Raw genomic sequence first — 26,041 nt, 5'->3', positions numbered from 1 at the left:
CATGAAAATAATATTTAATAAGGGTTTTGACGCGGTGGGAGCGGTGTTTCATTACGCTATCTTAAGCCGTTCGTTATGCTGATGTCTCTGTTATACCCTAGGGGATTTTCTGGCTTTGCTAGCCTTAGTCTCGATAAAACGTCATTTAAGCAAAAAAACATTTTACTGATCGCCCGTTTTAGGGGATAAACAGCCCAAATTTATTATTCAGGAGCGGTGATGAGCCAACTCTTACTGGGAACGCAAAGCCTTGAGCTTGAGCGTTTTCCACCACAAGAAAATTCCAATACCCTACAGGCGTGGGAAGCAGCAGATGAATATCTGCTACAAAACATTGACTTAAGCCAAATTGATGGCCGCCCGGTGCTGGTATTTAATGATCAGTTTGGAACGCTGGCCTGTGCTTTACATGCTTATCGTCCATTCAGTGTCAGTGACTCTTATATGAGCCAGTTGGCGACGACGCATAACGTGCAGTTAAATCAGTTAGATGAAAATGCCGTTACCCTATTAAGCAGTATTGATGCGCTACCCGCCGCTCCTAAGCTGGTGGTGATTAAGATCCCTAAAGCTTTGGCGCTGTTGGAGCAGCAATTACGCGCATTGCGCCTGGTCGTAGCCCCAGATACGGTGATTATTGCCGGGGCGAAATCCCGCGATGTGCATAATTCAACTTTGCAATTGTTCGAAAAAATTCTTGGTCCGACCAAAACCACACTGGCGTGGAAGAAATCCCGCCTGATTCACTGCGAAGTGGCAGATATGCCACTGGCAGATGCGCCGGAAACTACCGATTGGCCGCTGGCGAATACCGAATATGTCATCCATAACCATGCTAACGTTTTCTCTCGCAATAATTTGGATATCGGTGCGCGCTTCTTTATGGAGATTCTGCCGTATGATGTGGCGGGCAAAATCGCGGATCTGGGTTGTGGTAATGGTGTCGTCGGTTTAATTGCATTGGAACAAAATCCATTGGCAGAAATGCTGTTTGTCGATGAGTCCTATATGGCCGTTGCATCCAGTGAGCTGAATATCACCTATAACCGCCCACAAGACTTACCACGCTGTGAATTCATGGTAAGCCATGGTTTGGCCGGTGTTGAGCGTGAGAGCCTGCAACTGGTGCTATGTAACCCTCCGTTCCACCAACAGCATGCGGTCAGTGACCATGTGGCCTGGCAGATGTTCTGTGATGCTAAACGTTGTCTGAAGGTGGGGGGGGAACTGATGATTGTGGGTAATCGCCATCTGGACTATTTCCACAAACTTAAACGTTTGTTCGGTAACTGCGAAACATTGGATTCAAACCAGAAATTTATGGTGCTGAAAGCAGTGAAAACGGCATCATCCCGTTCCGAGGGGGGTGGTAGCGGTAGTCTTGATATGTCGTATAGCGATTTCTAAATACCCTTCGTACTTGAAGCCGCAGGGGTGTTAGCTATGTTCACTCACCCGAATCACTTACTTATGTAAGCTCATCGGGATTAATGAGCCTCATCCTTGAGGCTCACCCTGCGGGCTAGCATAACTGCTGTTCAAATCGGTTCCCGACCAATTTGTTGTTCACTTGCTGCCTACCTGCGACTCCAATTACTTTGGGTATTCCCTGCTTGAAGCCGCAGGGGGGCATGCCACCCCCTGTTTTGCTTATTATTGCTTATATAGCCAGCGCCAGACGCGTCCCTTGATCAATTGCCCGGCGTGCATCCAGCTCAGCGGCGATATCCGCGCCACCAATCAAATGCACGGTTTTCCCCATATCCAGTAAGGGTTGATGTAATTCCCTACGCGGTTCCTGGCCCGCACAGATAATGATGGTATCGACGGGTAAACAGCTCGCCTGTTCTGCACGGGTGATATGCAAACCTTCATCATCAATGCTGTCGTAACTCACACTGTTAAGCATTTTCACCCCACGCATCGCCAGACTGGTACGGTGGATCCAACCGGTGGTTTTACCCAAGCCTTCACCCACTTTACTGGTTTTCCGTTGTAACAAGAAAATCTGCCTTGGTGACGGATGCACTTTGGCCCCCGCCGGGGATAATCCGCCACGATATGCCAAATGCTGATCGATGCCCCATTCACGACTGAATGCAGCGCTGTCCAGACTGCTGGAATCACCGGATTGGCTGAGGTATTCGGCGGTATCAAAACCAATTCCCCCCGCACCAATAATGGCCACGCGCTCACCGACCGGTTTTTTATCGCGCAATACATCCAGATAAGTAAGGACTTTCGGATGCTCAATCCCCTTGATAGCTGGCAGGCGTGGCTGGATACCACAGGCGAGGATAATTTCATCAAAATCAGCCAACTGCTGTGGCTGTACCGAGGTATTTAGCTGCTGAATAACACCATGGAGCACCAACTGACGGCGGAAATAGCGCAGCGTTTCATAAAATTCTTCCTTACCTGGGATCTGCTTGGCAATGTTGAATTGGCCACCGATATCTGTTGCCGCATCAAATAGCGTCACTTGATGACCACGACTGGCGGCGGTAACGGCGAAAGCCAGTCCGGCCGGCCCGGAACCGACGACGGCTAAGCGTTTTGGTGTTTCTGTGGGGAGTATGGGCATTTCGCTTTCACGGCACGCGCGAGGGTTGACTAAGCATGAAGTGAGTTTGCCTTCGAAAATCTGGTCCAGACAGGCCTGATTGCAGCCGATACAGGTGTTAATTTCGTCGGCCCGATGTTGTGCTGCTTTTTGGACAAACGCCGCATCAGCGAGGAACGGGCGCGCCATTGACACCATATCCGCGCAACCATCAACCAGTACCTGCTCAGCAACCGCAGGGTCATTAATGCGGTTAGTGGTGATCAGCGGAATAGCCACCGCCCCCATCAATTTGCGCGTCACCCAACTGAATCCGGCCCGTGGCACCATGGTAGCGATAGTGGGAATACGTGCTTCATGCCAACCAATGCCAGTATTAATCAGGGTGGCACCGGCCTGTTCAACCGCCTGCGCCAATTGTTCAATCTCTTGCCAACTGGAACCTTCTTCCACCAGGTCAAGCATCGAAAGGCGGTAAATCAGTATAAAATCAGTTCCAGTCGCCTCACGGACTGCCCGCACAATTTCTACGGCAAAGCGCATTCTGCGGCTAAAGTCCCCGCCCCAGTCATCATCGCGCTGATTAGTTCTGGCGGCGAGGAACTGGTTAATCAAATAGCCCTCAGATCCCATCACCTCGACACCATCGTAACCCGCTTGTTTGGCAAGCTGTGCACAGTTGGCAAAGTCGGCAATAGTTTGCCGTACTTCATCACTACTCAATGCCTGTGGGGTATAGGGGTTAATCGGCGCTTGCAATGCGGAGGGAGCCACGGGGTGTTTCTGATAGCTGTAACGGCCGGCATGTAGGATTTGCAGCGCGATCTTACCGCCCGCCTGATGTACTGCATCCGTCACGATTTGATGATGGGGGACTTGCGCCGCATCATTTAATACTGAGGCCCCCTGATACACCACGCCTTGCTTATTGGGAGCGATACCCCCGGTGACAATCAGGGCGACACCACCGGCGGCCCGCTCAGCATAGAATGCGGCCAAACGTTGAGGTCCATCGGGTAATTCCTCTAGCCCGGTATGCATCGAACCCATTAATACGCGATTTTTCAGGGTGGTAAAGCCAAGATCAAGGGGCGCGAGCAGGTGAGGGTAAGCTAACATTGCAGTCTCCATCGGATGCACTCTGGCTATATTGCAGCAACGTAAAGCTGCGCAATATCACCAAACCGTTATTGTTATGTCTCTGCCGCTCTGGCCGAATGCAGCAAGTGGTCGGATGAGATTTTTTATTCAAATTTAGACGGTGCTGTGCAACTTGGGAAATCGCAGTGTGCTGATTGTGATAGCCGTCATGAATATGACATCAGGGAAGGGGCAGTAACATGAAGTATTAAACGAAGGAATTATACCTATAAAGTATATTCCCTTCGTTTCTCGCGATGGCTATTTATAACTTGGCTATTAATCAGTCACCAAAGACCCGCAAGCGGTGGCCATCAGGATCTAAAGCCACAAAGGTATAGCCGAAATCCATCTGTAATGGTTGTTGCAAAATAGGTAAGCCGCGCTGTTGCCAGTCATTATATAACGATTGCACCGCAGCTTTATCGGCCAGAGCAAAAGCCACTTCACCACCGCCACCCGTGGCTGTCGCCGCCGGTTCAACCGTATGTTTTGACCATAAGCCCAGCATCACCCCTGAATCCAGTGCAAACATGGCAAAGGTTGGGTGAAGCTCTACCGGTGCCTTTGCCAGCAAGTCACCATAAAACGTAGCGCTGTTGGCCGGGCTATCAACATAAAGAATAATGAAATTCGGATCTGCCATGGTTTTCCCCTTATCCCTTTGGTACTTGAAATTGTAGCGCTCAAGTTGGTGCTCGACCGTCTACCTGAAATTCCAAATACTTTAGGTATCTAATCAAATGGATAGTTTTTTTGTTAACCGAATGTCGCTTAACTGGGTTCTATCCTAGCGGGGCATACTGACAGTTTCTGTCAGTAGTGATTATTGATTTGTAGCGACAATAAAAAACTACGGTTTTGGTAGTGTCGACAGCAGCGACTGATCATCGATGCCTTCCGCTTCCCGCCACTGTTTTAGCAACAGCTGTCGGCGCTGAGGATAGCGTTGATCCGTAAGAGAAATTGCGCTTATTCGATCCGCGCGAAAGTTACGGATGGTTTGGCGCAGCTCACACCAGGCAACCACCACGCGCACCTGTTCAAAAAAACCGATAGCAAAAGGCCAGATGCGGCGACATGAGTTAGCCCCTTTCAGGTCTTGATAGGTAATATCCACTTTGCGCTCGGCACGGATTGCGCGGCGCAAGACCGGTAGCGCCAGTTCACAGTCAGGCATATGGCCGACAGGGCCGATGAGCAGTGTCGAGGCATCTAATTCGTCACGCAAATCCGCAGGTAAAACCGCCGCGATTTTCGCCAAAGCATTACGGGCAGCGGCACTCAGATGGGCATCTCCACGATGGCTGACCCAGCGTGATCCTAATACCAGCGCTTCTATCTCTTCTTCGGAGAACATCAAGGGCGGCAGCATAAAACCCGGGCGCAGCACATAGCCCAGACCGGGTTCGCCTGCAATATCAGCGCCTTGCTGTTGTAGGGTGGCAATATCGCGATAAAGTGTTCGCACACTGATAGCCAGTTCCTCCGCCAGCGCAGCCCCTGTTACGGGATAGCGATGGCGGCGTAGCACTTGAATCAGGTCAAGCAGACGCTGGCTGCGGGACATAATAGCTCTCGTCGGAGTATAAAAGCTGACTATAGCACCTTCAGTCAGGCCATTTTACTGGGTGGCAGCAAAACTAGGGAGCCATTGAGAATTTCCTCTGTAGCAAGCCGATAAGCCGCCTACCGTAGAGACCGATAATCAGCCCCCATACCACTGCACCACACAATACCAATATCAGGCCAGTAGGCGTGACAGAACCATCACTGATGAAAATAATACTGATTAGCCCTAAGAGCGCGATGCCAATCCCGATACATTGATATCTTGAGAGCTTTTCGCGCAACAGCAACGCGCCAAGGATCATGGTGAAGAACGCGCCGAATTGCAGCACTAACGAAGCGATTCCTGCTGAGACACCTGCTTTAATACCCAGATTGACGATACCCCATAAGCTGATACCAAACAGTGGGCCGTAACCTATTATGTATCGCCATGAAGTGTCAGGTTTTTTGATAAAAGGACTGCGGGCAGGGTGCAGAGCGTAAAGCGTAAAGCGAATCCCGGCTAAAATAAGCGGGTCTGCGGCAATCAGGCCAAGTTTTATTACCGAAAAATTAGCCCCCCAAATTGCGGTAATGCATAGAGCAATTAAAAAATCAGTTAGTTTCACGCAGCCTACCTAGGGTGAGTGAATTAATCGGTTATTGTTATTTCACAGTGGCAGTTCACAAACTGAGTAGTGATAGTCAGTAGCGAACATGAGAATATTTCCAGGACAGCGGTATCGCAATTCAGGATACCGCTGCGAATAATGTGTTATTAATTCTGTTTATATAAACCAGCGACCATAAAGCAGCTAAATGAACTAAATAGCATCTCAATCCCGACCAGAGTCGTAACCATGGTGATCGACATCAGTGGGCCAGCACTCACCAATAGATAGGTAATAATCAGATCCAAGACGCCGAGCAAGATTTGTAGCCATGCCCCCGGCATTCCCCATGTTCTAACACCGGTTATCAACCGCATCACCCCACCAAAGGCAAACAGCACCGCCAGCACCACAGCCAGACTTATCATCCCTATTGCTGGATTGGTAATAAATACATAACCCATCACAATATATGCGATGCCGAGTAAAATACCGGTCACCATTGGCCAAAGATTATGGGAACGGTTGGTTACCATACCCACGATCATTGCAATCCCACTGAGTAGCAGTAGGACACCAATAATTTTGCTGAGAACAACGCTGGAGGCCAGTGGGTTAATAAGGCAAAAGATCCCGCCCAGTAATAGCAAGATTGCGATGACCCGCATGATAATCCGTTGTTTTTTTAAGGTACTTTCATCAAGGCTCATAAGGTATTTCCGATCTATATTCAGCATGACGATGACTCCTGTATAGTCTGAACTAGGTTATCGATAACTATCATGAGTATAGGTCGAACAATAGATGTATAAATAAAATTAATGATATTCAACTAATTATACTGTGGAATATTTCCTGTACGCCAGATGTGCAAATAGCATTGCAGTGGCACTTATCATCCCCCCAAGAATACAAACACCTGACCATCCCGCATTCGCATATACGATCGTTGCACTGATAGCTCCGATGGCGCTACCGATGGAATAGAACAACATATAGCCAGCAACCAGGCGGCTTTGGGCATCAGGGTGTAGCGCCAATATGATGGTCTGATTAGTTACATGCACCGTCTGAACGGCAAAATCTAATATCACGACACCGATAACCAGCCACCAGACCGATCGCCGACGGACTAACGTTAACATCCGTTGCCATCGTATCGAGTAGGGGCTGAGCAAAATAGACATTGGCGACCGCCATGGCGGATACCATCGCCAAGAGTGGCACCACTATTGATGTGAGGTGTGGTGCCAGAGCAGTTTGTGGTAATCGCCGAGTGCGACTCTTTGCTGATTCTTTTCTGATGGACATAAAAATACCTGATACCTTTCTGGTTTTTATTTGAAACCACGTAATTGATTTTTAACCAATGTGGTTTTAATATGCAACCAGCTTATCCAGCAAATGATCGGAGTAAAAGAATGACTAAAACGAGTGAAGGCCAGATAGGGGCAGAAGAATGCCCGGTTGCCAGAACGCTCGAGGTCTTGGGGGATCGCTGGTCACTCATGATAATTCGTGATGCTTTTGATGGGATCAGCCGTTTTGGCGAATTTCGGAATAACCTTGGCTTGGCGAAAAATATCTTGGCGGGTCGCCTGCGTGAGTTGGTTGAACACGGCATTCTGATGATAGTCCCGGCCTCTGATGGCAGTGCTTACCATGAATATGTGTTGACGGATAAAGGCCGCCAATTATTCCCTATTGTGGTCAGCCTACGCCAATGGGGCGAAGATCACTTGTTTGCTGTTGGCGAAAAGCACTCTATTTTAGTTGATAATCAGAGTGGGCATCCGATCAGTAAGCTGACAGTATCTTCACAGCAAGGTAAGGTATTAGATGCCAGCGAATGCCATCGGGAAAAAGTGATTAAGCGGTAAGGAAGGTATCTGCGGCGGGAAATAAAATCTCAATGGATATTAATGACAGGATATGCAAAATGGATTCTCGGATACTGGAAATACTGCAATACACATTGAAACCGGGTAGTGGTGTGGAATTCCACCGAATTATGCAAGAGATCAGCATTCCCTTGCACGCCAGGGAGGGGATGGACGTCGTCGCTTATGGTCAATCGCTGCACGACCCAGACGCTTATTACCTGATGCGTGCCTTTGACAGTCAAGAGGCATTAGTGAATGCTGAGGCACGTTTTTACAGCAGTGACGGCTGGCTTGCTGGCCCGCGGGTGGCAATTGTTGAATGTATTGAAAATAGTCTCAAATCCGTAATATCGATGCCAACTGCCGCCATTGATGCTTTAAGAACCTAATCGGTCAATTCTTAGCATCCTTATACTGAATACGTTATCAACTGATAACGTATTTAATCGCCTCTGGGATTTATTATTGCTCTGCCTGATAAGTGTCGCGTAAGAAAAGGGTTAGCACATCTTTTGGCGGTGTCACCTCACATTCAGACAGCAGCCACCCCACAGCGCCTCGGTGATAAGCACCATGATGCTCAACATGGGAAAACATCTCTTTTCTACTCATTGCCCCTTTTCCCCCATCGACAAATTTGAAGTTAATTATTTCATCCAATTGTTGTTCAACCAGAGAGTGAAGGTACTCGAGATAGCGATTATCACTGATAGCAAAGGCGTCATTCAGCACCTCTAGAGGCGGTGTTTCAACCGTATTCAGCGCAGTATAACGGTGGGGAACTCCCTGAATATTGGCGATAAATATTTGATCAACCACATAAATATGATTCATCAGGCGAATCATAAGATGACGTTTATCTTTATAAGCCGCGGTATCAACATTGGCGATAGCGGAGAGGATCTCTTTATCAGCCCAGGCCTTGTATTGAAAAAGCATATCAAAGTGAGTAAGCACAGACATTTTCAGATCTCAGCGGAGAGTTAGATGGCTATTTTATAGTACGAGAATTATTGTAGGTCGTTAAGTAGCGTTGAATTTTAGCCGACTAAAACATTTCATCAACGAATGGACTGTCTATTGAATATTCGGCAAGCAAATAGCAATGACCTATATATCTTGAGATAATTAGGCAAAGCGAGAGGCTTGGGGGATGAGTAAATTGTTATAACCTGAATCGATGACGTTATCGCCATCTCAAGGTGCTTTCCTATTCTTCTACTAGAATATCCAGCCAATCCGTATTGAACAATTTTCGTTCAAATTGGCTAACCACTGAGACAGAAAAAATCAGATAAAGTGTAATTATATCCGTGAGATTCCATTCAACAGTCTCTATTCAAGATTGTGCAGTTATGGCTTCATTGAGTTGAGCAAATATAGCGCAGCGACACTTTTGCGACACAGGTTACCAGATACAAAAAAGCCAACTCGAAAGTTGGCTTAATGTGCTGATTTAACAGCTAAAATTTGGTGGCCCCTACTGGACTTGAACCAGTGACCAAGCGATTATGAGTCGCGTGCTCTAACCAACTGAGCTAAGGGGCCAGACTTGGGCGCTGATTATACGGTAGTTTTTATCCTGCGGTCTAGAGCTGATAAATCATATGGCTGTTTTATGCACAAAATTAAGGTTTTTTACGCACATAGCAGGTAATTACGTGCGGATGCAGGCTTGAGAATCGGTGGTTTGGGGCCAAAAAGAAAAACCCCGGCACGCCGGGGTTTTTTGTGTGTTTGCTGCTGTCGCTAACGATTAATCGTCCAGGAAGCTGCGCAACACTTCAGAGCGGCTTGGATGACGCAATTTACGCAATGCCTTGGCTTCAATCTGACGAATACGTTCACGGGTTACGTCGAACTGTTTGCCCACTTCTTCCAGGGTGTGGTCAGTGTTCATATCGATACCGAAACGCATACGCAGAACTTTCGCTTCACGAGCGGTCAGGCCAGCTAACACATCGTGGGTGGCAGAGCGCAGGCTCTCTGATGTTGCAGAGTCCAGCGGCAGTTCCAGAGTGGTATCTTCAATGAAATCGCCCAGATGTGAATCTTCATCATCACCGATCGGGGTTTCCATTGAGATTGGCTCTTTGGCAATCTTCAGCACTTTACGGATCTTGTCTTCCGGCATCAGCATGCGTTCAGCCAGTTCTTCCGGTGTTGGCTCACGGCCCATCTCTTGCAGCATCTGGCGTGAGATACGGTTGAGTTTGTTAATGGTCTCAATCATATGTACCGGGATACGGATGGTACGCGCCTGATCCGCGATAGAGCGGGTAATGGCCTGACGAATCCACCACGTGGCGTAAGTTGAGAACTTATAACCACGGCGGTATTCGAACTTATCTACTGCTTTCATCAGACCGATATTGCCTTCCTGAATCAAATCAAGGAATTGCAGACCACGGTTGGTGTATTTTTTCGCAATAGAGATAACCAAACGCAGGTTAGCCTCAACCATTTCTTTCTTGGCACGACGTGCTTTCGCTTCACCGATAGACATACGGCGGTTGATGTCTTTCACTTGCTCAATTGTCAGACCGGTTTCTTCTTCGATCTGGCGCAGTTTCTGCAAGCTACGTTGAACATCGTCCGAGACATCTTTCAGTTTTTCAGACCAGGGTTTACCCATCGCAATTGCTGCGGCAAACCAGGTATCACTGGTTTCATTGCTGGCAAACAGAGTAACGAAGTTTTTCTTCGGCATTTTGCACTGCTCAACACACAGTTTCATGATGATACGTTCTTGAGTACGAACGCGATCCATCATGGTACGCATGTTGTTGACCAGATAGTCGAACTGCTTCGGTACCAGGCGGAACTGCTTGAATACATCAGACAACTTCAGAATTTCAGCAGCAGCATTGGCGTGGCTACGACCATTTTTCTTGATTTCCATGCGTGCGTTTTCATACTGCTCACGCAAATCGCTGAATTTCTGGCGTGCCAGCTCTGGATCGATGCTGTTGTCGTCTTCTTCTTCGTCTTCGTCTTCATCTTCGTCGTCGTCATCATCCATTTCTGCGGTGGATAATTCAGAACCAACGTGAGTCGCCGTCGGCGCAATATCTTCTTCGGCGTTTGGATCAACAAAGCCGGTGATCAGGTCAGATAAACGGGCTTCACCCGCTTCAACGCGATCATATTGTTCCAACAGATAAGTAATCGCTTCAGGGTATTCAGCAACTGAACACTGAACCTGATTGATACCGTCTTCAATACGTTTGGCGATATCAATCTCACCTTCACGTGTCAACAGCTCAACGGTACCCATTTCGCGCATGTACATACGCACCGGGTCGGTAGTACGCCCGATTTCGGATTCAACACTGGATAATACCTGTGCAGCAGCTTCAGCCGCGTCATCGTCGGTATCAGTGGTGTTCTCGGCCAGCATCAAATCATCGGCATCAGGAGCTTCTTCCAGCACCTGTATGCCCATGTCATTAATCATCTGGATGATGTCTTCGATCTGATCGGAATCGACGATATCTTCCGGCAGATGGTCATTGACCTCAGCATAGGTCAGATAGCCTTGCTCCTTACCACGGGTGACAAGTAGCTTCAGCTGTGACTGCGGGTTTTGCTCCATAAGACGGTATCCACACTTCAGAGTATTTGGGTTGGTGTCGGTCGGCGAAACCGCCAACAATAGCATTTGGGGCCTTTTTTTGTCGCCGCTGCCCGCTATGGCGGCATATTGTGGGGAGTCGCCCCCACATTTATCGGCAATTAAGCCGTTGGGTGTTTCATTTTTTTCTGGCTAATGCCAGATTCAAAGACCAAAGCTCTTTACGTTCTTCGGCGTTTAATCCATGTGTCCGGTCACGCGCTATCAGGGTTTCCTGACGTTGCTCCAAGATGGAGTCATACAGGCTCGTTAGCGTGTCGACAAAAGTCGGTTCGACCATGTCCTCAACAATCATGTGGTTCCATGTTGCGAGAGTTTCAAGCTGTTGGCTGAATTTATTATCCCGATACAGTTCCAATAACTGCCCGGTTGTCAGCCCTGGCTGAGCCAGACAAGTCTCAACCAACTCAATAAATAACGGTAAACCGGCTAACTTGGCTTGCTCGACGCCCTGTAGTGAGGGAATAAGTGTAGCTAGTTGTGGGTTTTGTACCAGTAGCCCTATAAGTATACGCATGGTTGTGCGTTTTAGCTGGGGCGGTTGGTAGGTATTCGTGTTTTCAGCCTGTTTTGGCATCAGCTTATCGAGCTGGCTATCATCGAGCAGGCCCAATTTATTACCGAGCTGCTGGCGCAGATAAAGACGTAATGTCTCACCGGGTACCTGACTGATTAAAGGTAGTGCCAGAGTGCTTAACTTGGCGCGCCCGTCGGGGCTGCTCAAATCCACCTGTGGCATCAACGTTTCAAACAAAAAGGTTGAGAGTGGCTGTGCCCCTTCCATCCGCTGTTCAAATGCGTCTTTCCCTTCTTTACGTACCAGAGTGTCTGGGTCTTCGCCATCGGGCAAAAACATAAAGCGTAGCTGACGGCCATCATTTAGATAGGGCAGCGCCGTTTCTAATGCTCGCCATGCCGCATCTCTGCCCGCCCGATCACCGTCGTAACAACAAATTACGTTATCGGTGGCACGGAATAATAATTGAATATGCTCCGCAGTGGTCGCGGTCCCCAGCGAGGCAACGGCATAGTCAATACCAAATTGCGCGAGTGCTACCACATCCATATAACCTTCCACCACGAGTAAACGCGTTGGATTGGGATGATTCACTTGCGCTTCATACAAGCCGTAAAGCTGGCGGCCCTTATGAAAAATTTCTGTTTCTGGGGAGTTTAGATACTTTGGCACTCCATCACCCAGAATTCGCCCGCCAAAAGCGATAACCCGCCCACGTTTATCGCGGATAGGGAACATGACGCGCTCACGAAAACGATCGTAAGTCCGTCCTGTATCATTAGTCACCAGCATTCCGGCATCGTTCAGCGCAGTACGGCTCTCACCATCACGGCCAAAACGTTTTAAGGCATTGTCCCAACCTGGGGGGGCAAAACCAATAGCAAAATGTTGGATGATTTCTTCACTCAAACCGCGATGCTTAAGATATTCGCGTGCCTGATTGGCATTCGAGCCTTTGAGTGACTGTTGATAGAATCCGCTAAGGCTTTCCATCAGTTGATAGAGACTTTGTCGTTGATGACGTTCGATCTGGGTGGTGCCGGTTCCTGCCTCGTAAGGCACTTCCAGCCCATGCATGGTGGCTAATTCCTCAATACTTTCGACAAATTCGAGTCTGTCGTAATTCATCAGGAAATCAACAGCGTTACCATGTGCGCCACAGCCGAAACAGTGATAAAACTGTTTTTCGCCGTTAACAGTGAATGAGGGTGTTTTCTCATGATGGAACGGACAGCACGCATGGTAATTTTTGCCTTGCTTCTTCAGCTTTACCCGTGCGTCGATAAGATCAACGATGTCGGTGCGCGCTAGCAAGTCATTGATAAATACGCGTGGAATTCGTCCAGCCATAAGCCCCTATTCGGTCAGTCCATAAACGAGAACAAGCCGCGCATTCCTTTCGGAAAGCACGGCCTTCGTATGCAACTACTCGATCTGCGCGTTCTTAGAACATAAAAAACTACGCGGTGGGGTTACCCCCGAAGAATTAATACAGACGAGTGCGGCGTGCGTTTTCGCGAGCCAATTTCTTCGCGTGACGTTTTACAGCAGAAGCTTTAGCGCGTTTACGTTCGGTAGTCGGTTTTTCATAGAACTCACGACGACGGACTTCAGCTAAAACACCCGCTTTTTCACAAGAGCGTTTGAAACGACGAAGAGCTACGTCGAATGGCTCGTTTTCACGTACTTTAATTACCGGCATGTGCCTCTCACCTCAATAGAAATCGGTTTGCTGCTGGCCAATCGCCAGCCTTCTCAAAATGGTGCGGAATTTTACTTCAATGGATGCTGCTTTGTAAAGCACCACAGCAAATTGAAACAGGCACGCCCCTGTGATGTCGCCCTCGTTCTTTACAAGAAAGTTGGTGCCGAGAGTGCGACGGCCGCTGATTATATACTAAACAAGGCTGTTGATCGAATTAATCAACACTCTTTTCAAATATGACCACTATCAACAACATTTAGGTGCTCAAAGCGTGAAAATGCCGTCTTTACCGTCAGAGATCATGACTGGCGGCGCTGTTATGCTAAACTATCGGCCGCACGTGAATGATGGGAAATGTAATGCGAGTTTTGGGTATAGAAACGTCCTGCGATGAAACCGGTATTGCAGTGTATGACGATGAAGCCGGTCTGTTAGCTAACCAACTGTACAGTCAGGTTAAATTGCATGCTGATTATGGCGGTGTAGTGCCTGAGCTGGCTTCCCGTGATCATGTGCGCAAGACTGTGCCGCTGATTCAGGCAGCATTGAAAGAAGCCAATCTGAGCGCTAAAGACATCGATGGTGTGGCGTATACCGCAGGCCCAGGTTTGGTTGGCGCATTGCTGGTCGGGGCGACAGTCGGCCGCGCATTGGCATTTGCGTGGGGGGTTCCGGCGGTGCCGGTCCACCATATGGAAGGCCACCTACTGGCACCGATGTTGGAAGAGAACGCACCAGAGTTCCCGTTTGTCGCTCTGCTGGTCTCTGGCGGTCACACTCAGTTAATTAGCGTGACCGGTATTGGTGAGTATCTGCTATTAGGGGAATCTGTCGATGATGCGGCAGGTGAAGCCTTTGATAAAACTGCAAAATTATTAGGCCTGGACTATCCTGGGGGGCCGATGCTGTCGCGTATGGCACAACAGGGTACGGCGGGGCGTTTTACTTTCCCGCGGCCAATGACCGATCGCCCTGGACTGGATTTCAGTTTTTCTGGTTTGAAAACGTTCGCTGCAAATACTATCCGTGCTAACGGTACCGATGATCAAACCCGTGCTGATATTGCCCGTGCATTTGAAGATGCAGTGGTCGATACGCTGGCGATTAAATCCAAACGAGCGCTGGATAAGACCGGCTTCAAACGTTTGGTCATTGCCGGTGGTGTCAGTGCAAACCGCACTTTACGTTCAAAGCTGGCGGAGATGATGCAAAAACGGGGCGGTGAAGTATTCTATGCTCGGCCAGAGTTTTGTACCGATAATGGCGCGATGATCGCCTATGCTGGGTTGATCAGGCTGAAAAGTGGTGTGAGCAGTGAGTTGAGTGTTTCGGTTAGGCCGCGCTGGCCGTTAGCCGAGTTGCCGAAAGTCTGAGCGGGGCTGCGGCGGTGTTGCCGCGTCATCTCGTGATGCTCACATACTGATGTATGCTCCGCTCTCTCAATTCCTTGCGCCTTGCCTCGCTCCCGCTCAGCCATTCTAAGATTGGTGCCGAAAGTCTGAGCGGGGCTGCGGCGGTGTTGCCGCAGTCATTCAAAATGCTTATGGATGAGAGTCCACGCCGTTTTTGCATTCCTTTGCGCTTTGCCTGGCTCCCGTTCAGTCATTCTTGTTTTGAGGAGAATCAATCTTCTTTCTCTTCCAACTCTGCGGCTTCTTCGGCCGGGGTTTTCTGCTTTTTCTTTCTGAGTTTATCCCAGATTTTACTTTCTTTGCCGCGCCATAAACGTTGAATGTTATCGTGGTGGCGCATCAAAATCAGGCAAGAGAGCATGGCGACCGGGAAGGTGAATTGCGGTTTAAACCACCAGACGTAGAAGGGCGCAATTAGCGCACTGATAATTGCGCCTAAAGATGAATACCCACTCAATAACACCGTCAACAACCAAGTACCGGTCATCAGACCGGTTAGATCCCAGCCGATAGGGGCGATGGCGCCAAAAGCAGTAGCAACGCCCTTGCCACCTTTAAAATGGAAAAAGACCGGATAGATGTGACCAAGACAAGCAGCGATAGCGGTCAAGCCAAGATACAGCGGGGAAACGTGCAGCAGGTAAGCAATCCAAACGGGTAACATGCCTTTCAGCACATCGAAAATCAGCACTGTTGCTGCGGCTGCTCGGCCACCGATGCGCAGCACGTTGGTTGCACCGGGATTACCGGAGCCATGTTCACGCGGATCTGGCAGCTTAGCAACCCGACACACCAGGATTGCACTGGAAATAGAGCCACACAAATACGCGAAGATAATCATGCCAAGCGCGATAGCACTCATAACACCGCCCTGTTGAATAATGATCGTTTTAATCGCAACATCAGTGGATAATACGCATATTCGGCTGGAAGTGGTATCCGGCAGGCGCAAAAACAGAGAATGACGTGATGGACATCGTATTTATTGAAGAACTGAGTGTCATAACCACCATTGGTGTTTATGACTGGGAGCAGACCATCCAGCAGAAGCTGGTGTTCGATATCGAAATGGGTTGGGATAATCGTAAAGCTGCTGCCAGTGATGATGTGAATGATTGCTTGAGCTATGCAGATATCAGTGATGCGGTGATACAACACGTAGAGTCACAGCGTTTTGCCTTGGTTGAGCGGGTGGCAGAAGAGATAGCCGAGCTGCTATTAGTCCGTTTCCAATCACCGTGGGTGCGGATTAAAGTCAGTAAACCAGGGGCGGTGGCACAAGCCCGTAATGTCGGTGTGCTCATTGAACGTGGTCAACGACCTAACTGATTTTTGCTCTGCCACGACATAAAAATGCAACCCTATATTGATAATGTGGTTTGAATTATTGATTAACGTGATATTTTTACCGACTGAAATTGAACGGCATTATTTTGCACATTGCCGTTTTTTTGTGGATTTCTATATCCTAAATAATTCAAGTTGCGGGAAGGCGGCAACTGACTGAATCCGCAGGAGCTTACAGAAGTAAGTGACTGGGGTGAACGAGGGCAGCCAACGCACATGCAACTTGAAGTATGACGGGTATATTACATGGCATTGGGTATCGTAGATGACGGATATGTATTCGCTGTTTGTGGCTGTTGTTTTAGGTGTGGTAGAGGGATTGACTGAGTTTTTACCCGTGTCATCCACTGGGCATATGATTATCGTCGGTGAGCTATTGGGCTTTACCGGCGACAAGGCAAAAACCTTTGAAGTTATCATTCAGTTAGGGTCGATTCTGGCGGTTGTCGTGGTGTTCTGGCGGCGGTTATTTGGCCTGATTGGTATCCATTTCGGCGCGGTACCTCATGAGGGGAAAACCAGCGGTCACCTGACATTGGGCCATATTTTACTGGCAATGATCCCCGCCGTGGTGCTGGGGTTGGTATTCCATGACCTCATCAAATCGCTGTTTGATCCGAGAAATGTCATGTATGCCTTGGTGGCGGGTGGGGTGCTTTTGCTAGTCGCAGAATGGTTCAAACCTAAAAATCCTAAATCTGTTGGTTTGGATGATATTACTTACCGTCAGGCTTTCGCGATTGGCTGCTTCCAGTGTCTGGCGTTGTGGCCGGGGTTCTCCCGTTCTGGTGCCACCATTTCCGGCGGTATGTTGGTCGGTGTTAACCGTTATGCCGCGTCTGAGTTCTCCTTCATTCTGGCAGTACCGATGATGATCGGGGCCAGTGGACTGGATCTTTATAAGAGCCTGCACTTCCTGACGCTGGGTGATTTACCGATGTTTGCCGTCGGATTTATCACGGCATTTATCGTGGCTCTGATTGCTATCAAAACCTTCCTTTCACTGATTAAACGTATCTCTTTTGTACCTTTCGCCATCTATCGCTTTGTTGTCGCGGCAGCGGTGTACTGGGTCTTTATGTAATATACCCGTTATACTTCAAGCTGCACGTGCGTTGGCTACGTTCAATCACCCGAATCACTTACTGATGTAAGCTCATCGGGTTCTTTCGCTTGCCGCCTTGCTGCAACTCGAATTATTTAGGGTATAAAAAATGCATCAGATACAATAAAACACCTTGATTAATCAGGGTGTTTTATCTTTAGATAATATGGATTTATTCTTAAATTACTTCTTGAGCCTGTTTCCATTCGGCTAATGCTTGTTGGCGGCGACGTTTAAGTTCGTCGCGAATGGCTAATCCTTGTAACCCGCTGGCGACTACTTCCTGCACTGATACGCCGCTGGCAATATGGAATGCGGCGCGCAAATAATCGCCCTGCGGATAAGGATTTTCTTCAAATCCGGTACGGCCTCGGGCATCAGCCTCACTGGTGATAATCATTTGCTCAAGACGTTCTGGTTTGCGCCACACATCAATGGCATCAAACAGTTTGAGTAGAGTTTCGGGGCGAAGCTTATTCACTGTATGGATAAGGTCATGGTATTCCGCCACCAGTTTCGCCAAGTCACGTATCGGATTAGGTACCCGTAAGCGCTGACATAACTGCTCAACCAATTTAACCCCAGCCGGGCCGTGGCCGTGATGGTGTGGCCAGAATTCTTTTGGTGTCAGACCTTTACCCAAATCATGGCAGAGAGCGGCAAAGCGGACATCAACCTCAGGGCTAAGTTGAGCCGCAATGGCTAATGTCATCAGCGTATGGATACCGGTATCAATTTCTGGATGCCACTTTTCGGGAGCCGGTACGCCAAATAAACGTTCAATTTCTGGAAAGAGCACCGCCAGCGCACCGCAATCACGTAACACTTGAAAATAGATCTGCGGGCTTTGTGTTTTCAGCGCTTTCTCGGTCTCTTTCCATACTCGCTCTGGCGTCAGAGCCGATAGCTCGCCACTTTGTGCCATTGCTGCCATCAATGATTGAGTCTCAGCGGCGACGCTAAAACCTAAATGGGCAAAACGGGCAGCGAAACGGGCAACCCGCAGCACACGTAGTGGATCTTCGCCAAAGGCGTCGGAGACATGACGCAGTACTCTGTTTTCTAAATCTTGTTGGCCGTGGTAGGGGTCAATCAATTCCCCCTCGGCGCTACGGGCAATGGCATTGATGGTCAAATCGCGACGCAACAAATCCTCTTCCAGCGTGACATCTGGCGCGGCATAGCAGGTAAAACCGGTGTAACCTGCGCCGGATTTACGCTCGGTACGAGCTAGTGCGTATTCTTCATGGCTGACAGGGTGCAGAAACACGGGGAAGTCTTTACCAACCTGCTGATAGCCCTGTGTGAGTAACTGTTCCGGGGTGGACCCCACCACGACCCAATCCTGTTCGGTGACCGGCAGATTTAATAAGCTGTCGCGTACCGCGCCGCCGACCAGATAGATTTTCATATAAATCCTTCGTTCTTGATGTTGCAGCGTTATTAGCTGCTCACTTGAATCACACTTTACCGCCTGGCGACAAAGGCTTGTTTCAGTATAGTTGGGGATGAGAATAGATTAAACAAGCAGGCCACCCTGGCGGGCAGCCGAACGCGTCGATTTTACAGTCTTATTAAACGGCTATCAGTTCATCCAGCGATTGTTCTTTTTACGGCTTGGGATCAGATGTGGCAGTACCAGACCAAGGAGCAGGCCGATACCGGCAACACCGCCGCCGTACATAAACCATTGCAGGATAATGGTACGCTGTTTGTCATCTAATTGCAGATTCACAGCGCTGACTTTCTTCTGAGCAACCACTAACTGATTCTTTAGTGACTCGTTTTCTTTTTGCAGCTCGGAAATCACGCTGTCGCTGGCCGCGACTTTCTGTTGCATTTCAGCAGTGCGCTGATTCCAGCTATTATCAATATTAGCCAGCTTATCTGTCAGGGTTTTGACTTGTTGTTCAAGGTCCGGTACCCGAATACGCAGACTTGGCGTTTCACTCAATTGATTCAGCGCGATCCAGGTGGTTTTCCCTTTACTGTCGCGGATTTGACCGTAATTTGTGCTGTCATCAACACTTATCAGGGCGACTTCATCTCCGCCTTTTAACGTGCCAACAATACGGTATTGGTTACCGGGACCGCTATGAACGTAGGTATCCAGCTCATCAGAGATGTAGCGTTTTTCTTCAGCGTGCGCGCCCCAGGAGATACTGAGACTTAGCATCGCGAGGCAAATTAGGCGTATTTTCAGCATTAGAGAGTCATTTATGAGTGAATTTATGGAACGATAGTAGTGTGTTCAGTTTGCCGACGCAACGCATAAACCGGAATGAGAACTATCTTACTCTCATAGCCAGCGCGGCTTTAGCCACTTTGTTGTTCATTTTAACCACACTGAAAATTTGTCTTATGAAGCCTTATGGTAGACCTGTTAAAATAGAGGCTGACTCGGGGTAGCCACGCGGTTTTTTTGTGTAAAATAGCGAAGTCTGTGTAAAACAGGCAAACCGCCGCGAAAGAGGCATAATGCCCGTAAACTCGCAACATACCGGTGTGAATGAAATTATGACCGTTGAAATAGAATTAAAATTTATTGCTACTCCTGCGGCCATTGCCGCTTTGCCCGAGCGGCTTACATCCTGGCAAAGCCAGCATTCTGCGCCGCAGGCGCTGACCAATATCTATTTTGAAACTGCCGATAAGCGGCTGCGCCAACATGATATTGGCTTACGTATCCGTGGTTATGATGGCCGTTACGAAATGACGGTTAAGACCGGCGGTAAAGTGGTCGGTGGTTTACATCAACGCCCTGAATACAATGTTGATATTGATAGTGACCAATTGGATTTGGCGCGTTTCCCTGCCGATATCTGGCCGAACGGTTGGGTGATTGAGACATTACAAGCAGAACTGCAGCCGCTATTCCGTACGGATTTTACTCGAGAGAAGTGGGTGATTACTTACGGCGAAAGCGAGATAGAGCTTGCTGTTGATCAAGGCACTATCAGTGCAGGTGAGCTGTCGGAACCCTTGCACGAAATTGAGCTGGAACTGAAAAAAGGCAATCAGGCAGATTTGCTGGCATTGGCCGCAGAACTGGCACAAATTGGCGGTTTACGACAGGGCAATCTGAGTAAAGCAGCCCGTGGCTATCATTTAGCACAAGGCAATCCTCCTCGTGAATTGCGCCCGTTACTGGTGTTGCAGCCAGCGGCCAAATCCACCGTTGAGCAAGGTATGGTCGCAGGGCTGGAGATGGCCCTGGACCATTGGCAATACCATGAAGAGCTGTGGTTACGTGGTGAGCCGGCCGCTAAAGCTATGATCATTGAAGCATTGGCAATGGTGCGTCAGTCATTAGCTATTTTTGGTGGTTTGGTCCCGCGCAAAGCCAGTACTGAATTGCGTGCCGGGCTGCTGGCGCTTGAACCGCAGTTAGAACCGAAGAATGTCGATGCTGAGCAGCTTTGCTATAGCACTGATTACCTAAAATGTAAGTTAGCGCTCACATCTTGGTTGGTTACCTCTGGCTGGCGGCCATTTATGGATGCCAAAGCACAGACCAAGTTTGAAGGGTCATTTAAACGCTTCTGCGACATCATGTTGAGCCGCAGCGCTGCTGATCTGAAAGACGCTTTTGGCCAGCATCTGGATGACGATGGTTATTTGGCGCAACTCCCTCGCTTGAACCGGCAGATCATGTCTTTCCAATTGCTCTCAGGCTTCTATCCGCAGAGTGAATGGTTGCCGTATATCGATGGCTGGTTTGGTTTACAGCAGGAGATTATGCACCGTCAGGGTCACTGGCGTGATACCGCCCGTAAGGAAGCGCTAGCGCAGGCAGCCTTTTGGTTGAACGGTGCTGCTAGTTAATAGATAGCAGCTTGAGGAATGCTTTATGTTGCCACTCTCTTCGGAATTACAGATTCAGGCGCAGAATATACGACAGCGCTTTTATGAGTTACCGGCTCCGCCAGATTTACACGAGGAAGATATCCCTGTGCTGGCGTTGAGTGATTTTGTCAGTGATATGTTACTGATTCACCCTGAGTGGCTGGAGGAGTTGCATCAGCAACCCCCGCAACCGCAGGAGTGGCAATTTTATCCACAATGGTTAAATCTGGCGTTGGCCGAGGTACATGACGAAGCGGCATTATTAGCCGCATTGCGGCTGTTTCGCCGCCGGATGATGGTGCGCATCGCCTGGTCACAAACACGGCAAACCAGTGTGACTACTGAGACCTTACAACAACTGAGCGGGTTGGCTGAAAGCCTGATTTTGGCGGCGCGCGATTGGCTGTATCAGGCTTGTTGCCGTGAGTTCGGTACCCCCTCTAATGCCGAGGGGGTACCGCAGCCGCTGCTGATTTTGGGCATGGGCAAGTTAGGCGGCGGTGAACTGAATTTCTCCTCTGATATCGATCTAATTTTTGCCTACCCAGAAAACGGCCAGACCCAGGGTGGGCGACGGCAGTTGGATAATGCCCAGTTCTTTACCCGCTTGGGGCAACGGCTGATTAAAGCGTTGGATCAGCAAACTATTGATGGTTTTGTCTATCGGGTGGATATGCGTCTACGCCCGTTTGGTGACAGTGGCCCGCTGGTACTGAGTTTTGCCGCGCTGGAGGATTATTACCAAGAGCAAGGGCGCGACTGGGAACGCTATGCGATGGTTAAGGCTCGTCTGATGGGCGGGGCTGAAGACCACTACAGTAAAGAGCTGCGCCAGATGCTGCGGCCCTTCGTCTTCCGACGCTATATCGATTTCAGCGTGATTCAATCGTTACGTAACATGAAAGGGATGATTGCCCGTGAGGTCCGGCGGCGTGGTCTGAAAGATAATATTAAGCTGGGGGCCGGCGGTATTCGTGAAATCGAATTTATCACGCAGGTATTTCAGCTTATTCGTGGCGGCCGTGAACCGCGCCTGCAAGAGCGGGCTTTACTGCCGACGTTGCAGGCAGTCGCCGAGCTGGGTTTATTGCCGCCACAACAAGTGAACGACCTCAGCAGCAGTTATCTGTTTTTGCGCCGTTTGGAAAATCTGCTGCAAGCTATTGCTGATGAGCAAACCCAAACGTTACCCGGTGATGCACTGAATCAGGCCCGATTGGCTTGGGGCATGGGGTATACCGACTGGATGGAAATGAGTGCTGCACTGGAACACCATATGCAGGCGGTACGGTTGGTATTTGACGACCTGATTGGCGATGATACTCCCGATATCGGTGAAGATCCTCGTCATGGTTTGTATAAAAGCTTATGGCAGGATGTGCTGGAAGAGAGTGATTTAGCCCCTTTGACGCCACATTTAGACGAACCAGCCCGCCGGCAGTTGTTGACGACGATAAATGATTTCCGCCATGACGTTGATAAACGCACCATTGGCCCTCGGGGCCGTGAGGTGCTGGATCAACTGATGCCGCGCTTGTTCTCCGAGGTTTGCTCGCGCCCGGACGCCAATGTCGCCCTCAGCCGCTTGATTCAGTTGCTGCTCAGTATCCTTACCCGCACCACTTATCTCGAATTACTGGTGGAATACCATGCGGCACTAAAACATGTTATTCGCCTGTGTTCTGCCTCGCCGATGGTGGCCAGTCAATTGGCCCGCTACCCGCTGTTATTGGATGAGTTGCTTGATCCGCAATCGTTCTATCAACCATTGGAACCCGGTGCTTATCGCGATGAATTGCGCCAATACTTATTGCGGGTGCCGGAGGATGACGAAGAGCAGCAACTCGAGGCGTTGCGTCAATTTAAGCAAGCCCAGCAATTGCGTATTGCTGCTGGTGATATCACCGAGGCACTGCCGGTAATGAAAGTGAGCGATCACTTAACTTATCTGGCAGAGGCCATGATTGATGCGGTTATTCAGCAAGCCTGGGGGCAGATGGTGGCTCGCTATGGCCAGCCGAGCCATCTACAGCAGCGAGAAGGCCGTGGTTTCGCCGTGATTGGTTATGGCAAGTTGGGGGGCTGGGAGCTAGGTTACAGCTCAGATTTGGATCTGGTGTTCTTGCTCGATTGCCCGCTGGATGTGATGACTGATGGCGAGCGTAGCATCGACGGCCGTCAGTTCTACCTGCGTTTGGCTCAGCGGGTGATGCATTTGTTCAGCACCCGCACCTCGTCAGGCATTTTATATGAAGTGGATGCTCGTCTGCGGCCATCAGGTGAGGCGGGCATGCTGGTCAGCACCGTTGAAGCTTTCGCCGATTACCAACAGCATGAGGCTTGGACTTGGGAGCATCAGGCACTGGTGCGCGCCCGCATCGTTTATGGTGATCCTCAATTGCATCAACAGTTTGATACCATCCGCCAGCAAATTCTGTGCCGCCACCGAGAAGACCCACAATTGCAGCAGGAAGTGCGCGAAATGCGAGAGAAAATGCGCAACCATCTGGGCAGCAAACAGCGTGGTATCTTTGATATTAAGGCTGATGAGGGGGGGATTACCGATATTGAGTTTATCGCGCAATATCTGGTGTTGCGCTATGCGGCCAGCGAGCCACGGTTGACCCGTTGGTCAGATAATGTGCGCATTTTTGAGTTGATGGCTAATTACGACATCATGGCACCGCAAGAGGCAGCGGCCCTGAACCGTGCTTATGTCACCATGCGTGATGAGATTCATCACCTGGCATTGCAGGAGCTATCCAGTAAGGTTTCTGCTGACAGTTTTATCACCGAAAGAGAGCAAGTTGCTGCCAGTTGGCGAAAATGGCTGGTGACGTCAGATATTGTTGCCAGCGAATAAGATAAAGTGCCAGCAGTGCCCGTTATGACTGGGTACGTCGGTTATTCATAGTATGCAAGGTGTCTGTGATATTATCCGGCACCACATATATTCGTCATACTTCAAGCTGCATGTGTGTTGGTCGCGCTCGTTACTCGGCCCGTCCATGGGCCTCGCAGAGGCGAGGCCGTTGCAAGCAACGTTCAAATCGGTTCCTGACCGATTTGTCACCCGAATCATTGACTAGCGTCAACTCATCGGGATTATGAGCCTCATGAGAGGCTCACCCTGCGGGCCAGCGCAAGCGCCGTTCAAAATGGTTTGCAACCAATTTGTCACTCGCTTGCCGCCTTCCTGCAACTCGAATTATTTAGAGTATAACAAACACAAAATTGGAGCGAAGAGATGTGTGTTTTCGGGGTTAATAACAGCTCACTTTGGGGGGCTAACGTATGAAAGTCACGCTGCCTGATTTTCGCCGCGCTGGTGTATTAGTCGTTGGTGATGTCATGTTAGACCGCTATTGGTATGGGCCAACCAGCCGGATCTCACCAGAAGCACCGGTGCCAGTTGTCAAAGTTGATACCATCGAAGAGCGCCCTGGTGGTGCTGCAAACGTGGCGATGAACATCGCATCCCTTGGCGCTATCTCTCGTTTAGTTGGGTTGACCGGCATCGATGATGCTGCGCGGGCGCTGACCAGCAAGCTGAATGAAGTACAGGTGCGCTGTGATTTTGTTTCGGTGCCGACCCACCCAACAATTACCAAATTGCGGGTGCTTTCTCGTAATCAGCAGTTGATCCGCCTGGATTTTGAAGAGGGTTTTGACGGGGTTGATCCGCAGCCAATCTTTGATCGTATCCAGCAGGCGCTGCCACAGATTGGCGCATTGGTGCTATCCGATTATGCCAAAGGCGCATTGAACAGTGTGCAGCCGATGATCCAACTGGCACGCAATGCGAAAGTTCCGGTACTTATCGATCCTAAAGGCAGCGATTTTGAGCGTTATCGCGGCGCAACACTGTTAACCCCTAACTTATCCGAATTTGAAGCCGTCGTTGGTCACTGTAAAAATGAAGAAGAGCTGGTCAGCCGTGGCATGAAGCTGGTGGCTGACTTTGAGCTTTCAGCTTTGCTGGTGACCCGTTCCGAACAGGGAATGACACTGCTACAACCGGGGAAACCACCATTACATCTACCCACTCAGGCGCAGGAAGTGTTCGATGTGACCGGTGCCGGTGATACGGTGATTGGGGTGTTGGCTGCGGCACTGGCTGCGGGTAATACGCTGGAAGAGTCCTGCTTCCTGGCTAATGCTGCCGCCGGTGTCGTGGTTGGTAAGTTAGGCACCTCAACGGTTTCACCGATTGAGCTGGAAAATGCCATCCGTGGTCGTGCGGAAACCGGTTTTGGGGTGATGGATGAGCAACAACTGAAAAAAGCGGTGGCGCAGGCCCGTCAGCGTGGTGAAAAAGTGGTCATGACCAATGGTATTTTCGATATTCTCCATGCGGGTCATGTCTCTTATTTGGCTAACGCCCGTAAGCTAGGTGACCGCCTGATCGTGGCAGTTAACAGCGATGCCTCGACCAAACGCTTGAAAGGCGAAAAACGGCCAGTTAATCCACTTGATCAGCGCATGATTGTATTAGGTGCGCTGGAAGCTGTGGATTGGGTGGTGCCGTTTGAGGAAGATACGCCGCAGCGCTTAATTGCCGATATTTTGCCGGATTTGCTGGTAAAAGGTGGTGATTATAAGCCGGATGAGATAGCGGGCAGTGCCGAGGTTTGGGCTGCTGGCGGTGAGGTTAAAGTACTGAATTTTGAAGATGGAGTTTCCACCACCAATATTATTCAGTCAATCAAGAATGGCCGAGGCTAGTA

General features: G+C 49.5%; 21 protein-coding genes, 1 tRNA gene and 1 pseudogene. 9 read left to right on the top strand and 14 right to left on the bottom strand.

Translation table 11 applies throughout. The features are described 5' to 3' along the window. Positions 1-219: 219 nt before the first annotated feature. On the top strand, positions 220-1,407 hold the full coding sequence (gene rlmG / locus V1952_RS01295; RefSeq protein WP_372560464.1) for a 23S rRNA (guanine(1835)-N(2))-methyltransferase RlmG: 1,188 nt from the start codon (positions 220-222) through the stop codon (positions 1,405-1,407). Positions 1,408-1,660: 253 nt separating this feature from the next. On the opposite strand, the gene V1952_RS01290 is transcribed toward rlmG, so the two are convergent. From V1952_RS01290 to V1952_RS01265, 6 genes and pseudogenes are all read right to left on the bottom strand, one after another. Next, entirely contained in the window at positions 1,661-3,682 is a 2,022-nt protein-coding gene (locus tag V1952_RS01290; protein WP_372560465.1) for an FAD-dependent oxidoreductase, read from the bottom strand. A gap of 304 nt (positions 3,683-3,986) precedes the next feature. After that, entirely contained in the window at positions 3,987-4,349 is a 363-nt protein-coding gene (locus tag V1952_RS01285) for a VOC family protein (RefSeq protein WP_005190478.1), read from the bottom strand. Positions 4,350-4,556: 207 nt separating this feature from the next. Further along, a complete protein-coding gene (locus V1952_RS01280) occupies positions 4,557-5,273 on the bottom strand; it encodes a helix-turn-helix transcriptional regulator (protein ID WP_420074224.1) in 717 nt (238 codons plus the stop codon). Between the two features lie 139 nt (positions 5,274-5,412). After that, positions 5,413-5,883 (bottom strand): annotated as a pseudogene (locus V1952_RS01275) (EamA family transporter); the annotation flags it as partial. Between the two features lie 149 nt (positions 5,884-6,032). After that, positions 6,033-6,602 carry an HdeD family acid-resistance protein gene (locus V1952_RS01270; RefSeq protein ID WP_372560469.1) on the bottom strand — a complete coding sequence of 190 codons (570 nt, stop codon included), beginning with the start codon at positions 6,600-6,602 and terminating at the stop codon, positions 6,033-6,035. A 99-nt stretch (positions 6,603-6,701) separates the two neighbouring features. Beyond that, complete coding sequence (locus tag V1952_RS01265; RefSeq protein WP_372560470.1) at positions 6,702-7,052, bottom strand: MFS transporter; 351 nt, start codon at positions 7,050-7,052, stop codon at positions 6,702-6,704. 234 nt (positions 7,053-7,286) lie between these two features. On the opposite strand from V1952_RS01265, the gene V1952_RS01260 reads away from it, so the two are divergent. Continuing rightward, entirely contained in the window at positions 7,287-7,745 is a 459-nt protein-coding gene (locus V1952_RS01260) for a winged helix-turn-helix transcriptional regulator (RefSeq protein WP_372560471.1), read from the top strand. Between the two features lie 59 nt (positions 7,746-7,804). Further along, positions 7,805-8,137: an NIPSNAP family protein gene (locus V1952_RS01255; RefSeq protein WP_420074223.1), complete on the top strand. Its 333-nt coding sequence runs from the start codon at positions 7,805-7,807 to the stop codon at positions 8,135-8,137. 73 nt (positions 8,138-8,210) lie between these two features. Here V1952_RS01255 and V1952_RS01250 read toward each other — a convergent pair whose 3' ends face one another. The 5 genes from V1952_RS01250 to rpsU form a co-directional block, all read right to left on the bottom strand. Then, positions 8,211-8,711 (bottom strand): DinB family protein, encoded by a 501-nt coding sequence (locus V1952_RS01250; RefSeq protein ID WP_372560472.1) that lies wholly within the window; start codon positions 8,709-8,711, stop codon positions 8,211-8,213. A gap of 508 nt (positions 8,712-9,219) precedes the next feature. Next, a tRNA-Ile gene (locus V1952_RS01245) sits at positions 9,220-9,296 on the bottom strand. A 208-nt stretch (positions 9,297-9,504) separates the two neighbouring features. After that, positions 9,505-11,343: an RNA polymerase sigma factor RpoD gene (gene rpoD, locus V1952_RS01240; protein WP_372560473.1), complete on the bottom strand. Its 1,839-nt coding sequence runs from the start codon at positions 11,341-11,343 to the stop codon at positions 9,505-9,507. Positions 11,344-11,500: 157 nt separating this feature from the next. After that, positions 11,501-13,249, bottom strand: a complete 1,749-nt coding sequence (dnaG, locus tag V1952_RS01235) for a DNA primase (RefSeq protein WP_420070748.1) — start codon at positions 13,247-13,249, stop codon at positions 11,501-11,503. A gap of 136 nt (positions 13,250-13,385) precedes the next feature. Next, on the bottom strand, positions 13,386-13,601 hold the full coding sequence (gene rpsU / locus V1952_RS01230) for a 30S ribosomal protein S21 (RefSeq protein ID WP_001144069.1): 216 nt from the start codon (positions 13,599-13,601) through the stop codon (positions 13,386-13,388). Between the two features lie 362 nt (positions 13,602-13,963). On the opposite strand from rpsU, the gene tsaD reads away from it, so the two are divergent. After that, positions 13,964-14,977, top strand: coding sequence for a tRNA (adenosine(37)-N6)-threonylcarbamoyltransferase complex transferase subunit TsaD (gene tsaD / locus V1952_RS01225; RefSeq protein ID WP_372560475.1), 1,014 nt, complete (start codon positions 13,964-13,966; stop codon positions 14,975-14,977). Between the two features lie 250 nt (positions 14,978-15,227). On the opposite strand, the gene plsY is transcribed toward tsaD, so the two are convergent. Then, positions 15,228-15,878: a glycerol-3-phosphate 1-O-acyltransferase PlsY gene (gene plsY, locus V1952_RS01220; RefSeq protein ID WP_032911234.1), complete on the bottom strand. Its 651-nt coding sequence runs from the start codon at positions 15,876-15,878 to the stop codon at positions 15,228-15,230. A gap of 107 nt (positions 15,879-15,985) precedes the next feature. Here plsY and folB point away from each other — a divergent pair, with 107 nt between their 5' ends. Together folB and bacA are read left to right on the top strand one after the other, a co-directional pair. Further along, positions 15,986-16,345: a bifunctional dihydroneopterin aldolase/7,8-dihydroneopterin epimerase gene (folB, locus tag V1952_RS01215; RefSeq protein WP_050086684.1), complete on the top strand. Its 360-nt coding sequence runs from the start codon at positions 15,986-15,988 to the stop codon at positions 16,343-16,345. Positions 16,346-16,628: 283 nt separating this feature from the next. After that, on the top strand, positions 16,629-17,447 hold the full coding sequence (gene bacA / locus V1952_RS01210) for an undecaprenyl-diphosphate phosphatase (protein ID WP_372560476.1): 819 nt from the start codon (positions 16,629-16,631) through the stop codon (positions 17,445-17,447). 199 nt (positions 17,448-17,646) lie between these two features. Here bacA and V1952_RS01205 read toward each other — a convergent pair whose 3' ends face one another. Beyond that, positions 17,647-18,879, bottom strand: a complete 1,233-nt coding sequence (locus V1952_RS01205; protein WP_372560477.1) for a multifunctional CCA addition/repair protein — start codon at positions 18,877-18,879, stop codon at positions 17,647-17,649. 174 nt (positions 18,880-19,053) lie between these two features. Next, the gene (locus V1952_RS01200; RefSeq protein ID WP_372560478.1) at positions 19,054-19,674 is read right to left on the bottom strand and encodes a TIGR04211 family SH3 domain-containing protein; all 621 of its coding nucleotides are present in this window, start codon (positions 19,672-19,674) and stop codon (positions 19,054-19,056) included. Between the two features lie 311 nt (positions 19,675-19,985). On the opposite strand from V1952_RS01200, the gene V1952_RS01195 reads away from it, so the two are divergent. The 3 genes from V1952_RS01195 to hldE all read left to right on the top strand — a co-directional run bounded on the left by V1952_RS01195 (position 19,986) and on the right by hldE (position 26,039). Next, positions 19,986-21,293, top strand: coding sequence for an inorganic triphosphatase (locus V1952_RS01195; protein ID WP_420074225.1), 1,308 nt, complete (start codon positions 19,986-19,988; stop codon positions 21,291-21,293). Between the two features lie 25 nt (positions 21,294-21,318). After that, positions 21,319-24,177: a bifunctional [glutamate--ammonia ligase]-adenylyl-L-tyrosine phosphorylase/[glutamate--ammonia-ligase] adenylyltransferase gene (glnE, locus tag V1952_RS01190; RefSeq protein ID WP_420074222.1), complete on the top strand. Its 2,859-nt coding sequence runs from the start codon at positions 21,319-21,321 to the stop codon at positions 24,175-24,177. Positions 24,178-24,608: 431 nt separating this feature from the next. Further along, positions 24,609-26,039, top strand: coding sequence for a bifunctional D-glycero-beta-D-manno-heptose-7-phosphate kinase/D-glycero-beta-D-manno-heptose 1-phosphate adenylyltransferase HldE (gene hldE / locus V1952_RS01185; protein ID WP_372560480.1), 1,431 nt, complete (start codon positions 24,609-24,611; stop codon positions 26,037-26,039). Positions 26,040-26,041 lie beyond the last annotated feature (2 nt).

It is taken from the genome of Yersinia sp. 2542 StPb PI, from assembly GCF_048593855.1.
In the GTDB taxonomy this organism is placed as follows: Bacteria; Pseudomonadota; Gammaproteobacteria; order Enterobacterales; family Enterobacteriaceae; genus Yersinia; species Yersinia enterocolitica_E.
This window is presented reverse-complemented; position numbering and strand designations above follow the sequence as displayed.